The 4,602-nt window shown below is 68.1% G+C and carries 7 protein-coding genes; all 7 read right to left on the bottom strand.

Annotation, left to right across the window (positions count from 1 at the left end; genetic code table 11):
• Window positions 1-603: THUMP domain-containing protein (locus ACT84W_RS06285; RefSeq protein ID WP_444328592.1), on the bottom strand; the 603-nt coding region annotated here is incomplete at its 3' end.
• Between the two features lie 3 nt (window positions 604-606).
• Entirely contained in the window at window positions 607-891 is a 285-nt protein-coding gene (locus tag ACT84W_RS06280; RefSeq protein WP_417576478.1) for a DNA-directed RNA polymerase subunit omega, read from the bottom strand.
• A complete protein-coding gene (gene gmk, locus ACT84W_RS06275; protein WP_417576477.1) occupies window positions 892-1,470 on the bottom strand; it encodes a guanylate kinase in 579 nt (192 codons plus the stop codon).
• Between the two features lies 1 nt (window position 1,471).
• Window positions 1,472-1,780: an integration host factor, actinobacterial type gene (mihF, locus tag ACT84W_RS06270; RefSeq protein ID WP_417576476.1), complete on the bottom strand. Its 309-nt coding sequence runs from the start codon at window positions 1,778-1,780 to the stop codon at window positions 1,472-1,474.
• A gap of 362 nt (window positions 1,781-2,142) precedes the next feature.
• Window positions 2,143-2,865, bottom strand: coding sequence for an orotidine-5'-phosphate decarboxylase (pyrF, locus tag ACT84W_RS06265; protein ID WP_417576475.1), 723 nt, complete (start codon window positions 2,863-2,865; stop codon window positions 2,143-2,145).
• Window positions 2,859-3,788, bottom strand: a complete 930-nt coding sequence (locus ACT84W_RS06260; protein WP_417576474.1) for a dihydroorotate dehydrogenase — start codon at window positions 3,786-3,788, stop codon at window positions 2,859-2,861. The genes pyrF and ACT84W_RS06260 overlap by 7 nt, the downstream gene beginning before the upstream one ends.
• Window positions 3,788-4,579 (bottom strand): iron-sulfur cluster-binding protein, encoded by a 792-nt coding sequence (locus tag ACT84W_RS06255; protein WP_444328591.1) that lies wholly within the window; start codon window positions 4,577-4,579, stop codon window positions 3,788-3,790. The genes ACT84W_RS06260 and ACT84W_RS06255 overlap by 1 nt, the downstream gene beginning before the upstream one ends.
• Window positions 4,580-4,602 lie beyond the last annotated feature (23 nt).

The raw sequence follows: 4,602 nt of genomic DNA, 5'->3' as shown, positions 1-4,602 counted from the left end.
GCCGCGACGGCCGACCATCCAGGTGGCCACCGGGGAGTCGAAGCCGCTGGAGAGCAGCGTCACGACCTTGCCGGCGGTGCCGACGGGCAGGCCGCCCACACCGGGCGCCGAGGCGGCGTATACGTAGGTGGAGCCCTGCACCACATGGACCACGACAGTGACGTCGGGATTGTGGACGTCGACCTTCTTTTCGGGGAAGGCCTCGCAGAGGGCGGAGCCCACGAGCTGGTTCATCTCGAGCGTGTGGCGCTCGTAGGTGGTGGAGCTGCGGCGAGCGTGCACCTTGAAGCTGTGGAAGTCGCCGGCCTCGCCGAGGGCGCGGACGGCGGCGGCGATGAACTCCTGCTCGTCGAGGCCGCACTTGTACGCCAGCGAGACGCGCGCCACGCCGGGCACGCGCCTGATGGCGGCCGCCATGGCCTCGGAGGCCTCGCGGTCCTCGGACTCGACGACGACGTAGCCCGAGATGCGCTGGATGTTGCGCACCTCGAAGCCGCGAAGCGCCCTATGCAGGTTGGTCACGAGCTGGTTCTCGAAGGTCGAGCGGTTCTTGCCCTTGAGGCCGATCTCGTGGTAGTGAACGAGGCAGAGTCTCTCGGTCATGGCTTAAATGGCGATCGTGTTGGCGCCCTTGATGTCCTCGTCAAACTCGTCCTTGACGAAGCCGAGGGTGCCGGACTCGATCTCCTCCATGGCGATGGAGACGGTGTCCTCGCCGGAAACGACGGTGGTGATGTCGTCGAAGTCCTGGATGGCGGTAACGCGCAGGTGCTGCCCGCGGATCATGTTGTTGATGTCGCAGGCACGCTTGGACGCGAGGGAGCAAAGCAGGAACGGGTTGTGCTCGGTCTTCTCGAGCAGGGTGTCGATGCTGGGCTTAGTAACGGACATCTATAGAGACCTTTCGTTCGTCTCGTATGAATCAATAAGGTCGGCGAGCTCGTCGACCGCACGGTCAAGGTCGTCGTTGACGATGCGCTCGTCGTAGGACGCGGCAGCGGCCATCTCGGCGGCGGAGTTCTTGAGGCGCAGCTCGATGCTGGCCTCGTCCTCGGTGCCGCGGCCGCGCAGGCGCCGCTCGAGCTCGGAGGCCGAGGGCGGCTCGATAAAGACGAGGACGGCGCCCGGCCAGACCTTGCGGACGTTCAGGCCTCCCTGAACGTCGATCTCGAGGACCACGGAGCGGCCCTCGGCGAACAGCCGGTCGACCTCGCTTTTGAGCGTGCCGTAGCAATGGCCGTGGACGTGCGCCCACTCGAGGAAGTCCCCCGCCTCCACGCGGCTGCGGAACTCCTCGTCCGAGAGGAAGTGGTAGTGGACGCCGTCGATCTCCCCTTCGCGGGGGCTCCTCGTGGTAGCCGAGACCGTCAGGCCCAGGGAAGGAACACGCTGGCGCAGCTCTGCGACCAGCGTGCCCTTGCCTACGCCTGACGGTCCGGAAACGACGAAGAGATGAGGTTTCCTGGCCACTTTACTTGGAGAGCGCCTCGATGAGCTGCTCGCGCTGACGGGCGCCGAGGCCCTTGACGCGACGGGTGGCGGAGATGCCCAGCTCGTCCATGATCTTGGCGGCCTTGGCCTTGCCGTAGCCGGGGAGGGACTCGATGAGGGCGGAGACCTTCATGCGGTTGGCGATGGGGTCGTCGGAATCGAGAACCTCGGCGAGGGTGACCTTGCCGGACTTGATCTTATCGCGGAGCTCAGCGCGCTCGTGGCGGGCCTGAGCGGCCTTCTCGAGGGCGGCCTTGCGCTGCTCGGGCGAAAGCTGAGGTAGAGCCATTGTGTCCTCCAAACATTGCGTAATACAAGAGTCAGCAGCGGGCGCGAATCAGCGCCTGTGCGCGACTTTCCGTGAAATACTATGCCCATTTACCTGCACAATTGCAAGAAGAAATCGCAAATGCCCAGCTCAGCGGCTATAAATATTTCACAACCGGAAGTTGAGGCGCGCGCTTGGGGCATAAAACCCCAGGTCAACGGCATGGGCCCAGGCCAAAAGCTCAGGCAGGCGGCCCTTGCAGAATGGCAGAAGGCCCTTATCGCCAGCCAGAGCAGGCGATAAGGGCCTTCCGGAAACGGCGAGCGTCTCGGAGCCCTCGGCAACGAGCGCGAGCCTCCGCCGTCGCGCGTCGCGCGGGGCGGCTACGCCATGAGCTCGGCGCAGATGGCGTCGAAGGCGGCGACGGGGTCGTCGGCTGCGGTGATCGGGCGGCCGATGACGAGCTTCGATGCGCCGGCGGCGATGGCTGCGGCGGGGGTCGCGATGCGCTTCTGGTCGCCGACGGCCGAGCCCGCGGGGCGGACGCCCGGGGTCACGATGAGCGCGTCGGGGCCGAGGAGCTCGCGCATCTGCGAGGCCTCCTGCGGGGAGCAGACGATGCCGTCCGCGCCCGCGCCGTAGGCGAGGCTCGCCAGGCGGCTGACCTCGTCGGCGATGGAACCGGAGACGCCGATGGAGGCGAGCGCCTCCTGGTCCATGCTCGTGAGGACCGAGATCGCGACGAGGCGCGTGCGGTCGCCGCCGCGCTTCTCGGCGGCCTCCTCGGCGCCCTTGCGGGCCGCCTCGACCATGGGGGCGGTGCCCAGGCCGTGGATGGAGATGATGTCCGCGCCCGTCATCGAGGCGGAGCGGACGGCGCCCTGGACCTGGAAGGGGATGTCGTGAACCTTGAGGTCGAGGAAGACCTTGAGGCCGCGCTCGCGCATGGCGTCGACGATGGCCGGCCCCTCGGCATAGAAGAGCGTCATGCCGACCTTGACCCACGTGGCCTTGCCGGCGAGCATGTCCGCGAGCTCGAAGGCGCGCTCGCGGCTGCAGTCCAGCGCGATGATGACCTTGTCGGAGGCTTGCTCGTACGTCAGCATTCTGCGGCTCCAATCAGCTCGTTGATATCGGACACGCCCTGCTCGCGCGCCCAGGACTCGAGGCCGCGGGCGACCTTCTGGGCGGCGGTCGGGTCGTAGAAGTTCGCAGTACCCACCGTGACGGATGTGGCGCCGGCAAGGATCATCTCGGCCGCATCCTCCCAGGTGGCGACGCCGCCCATGCCGTTGACCGGGATCTTCACCGAGTTCGCTGCCTCCCAGACCATGCGCACCGCGATGGCGTGGATGGCCGGCCCGGAGACCCCGCCCGTGGGCTTGGAGAGCATGCTCTTGCGCGTGTGGACGTTCAGGTGCATGCCGTTGATGGTGTTGATGAGGCTGAGCGCGTCTGCGCCCGCGGCCTCGACGGCGCGCGCGATCTCGGGCACGCGGACGGGCGCCATCTTTACCAAGAGGGGCCGGCGCACGCGCTCGCGCACGGCCGAAACGACCTCGGCGGCGGACTCGGGGGTGCCGCCAACCAAGGCGCCGCCCCGGGCGATGTTCGGGCACGAGATGTTGAGCTCAATGCCGGAGCACCAGGGGGCGAGCTCCTCGATCTTCTCGACGACGGCGATGTACTCCTCGTGGGAGTGGCCGGCGGCCTGCAGGATCACGCGGCAGCCGCGGTCCTCGAGCTCGCGGAGGTAGTCGCCGTAGGAGTCGAGCATCCCGGCGACGCCGGGGTTCGCGAGGCCTACGGTGTTCATCATGCCCGAGGGGACCTCGCACATGCGAGGCTCGGGGTTGCCGGGCCAGGGCTCGGCGGAGCAGCCCTTGGTCGTGATCGCGCCGAGGGAGGAAACATCAAAGAAGCCCTCGAACTGCCAGCCGAAGCCGAAGGTGCCCGACGCGGTGTTCACGGGGTTCTGCATGTGAATGCCGCCCAGGTCGACGGCCATGTTCACGCTCTCGCCAGCCATTACCACGCCACCTCCTTCGCGTCGAAGACGGGGCCGTTCATGCAGCAGGACTTGTAGGTGCCGTCGGCCATGCTCACGTTGCAGGTGTTGCAGGCGCCGAACGCGCACGACATCATCCGCTCCATGGAGACCTGACACTCGACGCCCGCCTCGCGGCAAATCTGGGCGACGCCGCGCATCATGACCTGCGGCCCGCAGGTATAGACGGTGTCGTAGCCGCCGGCGGAAAGAAGCTCGAGCAGGGCGTCGGTGGTGAAGCCCTTGACGCCGGCGGTGCCGTCGTCGGTCGTGGCGACGGCCTTGCCCGCGCCGAGCTCGCCCAAGCGCTCGACGCCCCAGAGCTTGCTCGCGGTCTGCGCGCCGAGGATGCCGTCGAACGCTACGCCGTGGGCGGCGAGCAGGCCCGCCGCGGCGACCGCGGGGGGCGCACCCACGCCGCCGCCGACGACGACGGAGCGGCCCTGCCCCTCGCGAACGCGCCACCCGTTGCCGGACGGCCCGAGGACGGAGGAGGACTCCCCCGCCGCCATCTGGGTGAGGCAGCGCGTGGCGTCGCCCACGACGGCGTAGACGACCTCGACCGTGCCGGCGCCGGCGTCCGCGCTCGCATAGCTGAGCGGGACGCGCAGGATCTGCTTGGCCCCGGGGACGAGGAAGTTCATGAACTGACCGGGCTCGAGGGAGCCGGCGAGCTCCGGCGCGCGGAAGACCATGCGCCAGATGCCGTCGCCCACCGGCTCGTTCTCGGTCACGGTGAAGGTGTGCTCGCGCACCCTTGACTTGAGCGTCATCGCTAACTCCCGCCGGACTAGTG

The sequence above is a fragment of the Paratractidigestivibacter sp. genome (assembly GCF_052362415.1).
Lineage (GTDB): Bacteria > Actinomycetota > Coriobacteriia > Coriobacteriales > Atopobiaceae > Paratractidigestivibacter.
The sequence above is the reverse complement of the archived record's forward strand: the minus strand, read 5'-3'. Positions and strand labels throughout refer to the sequence as shown.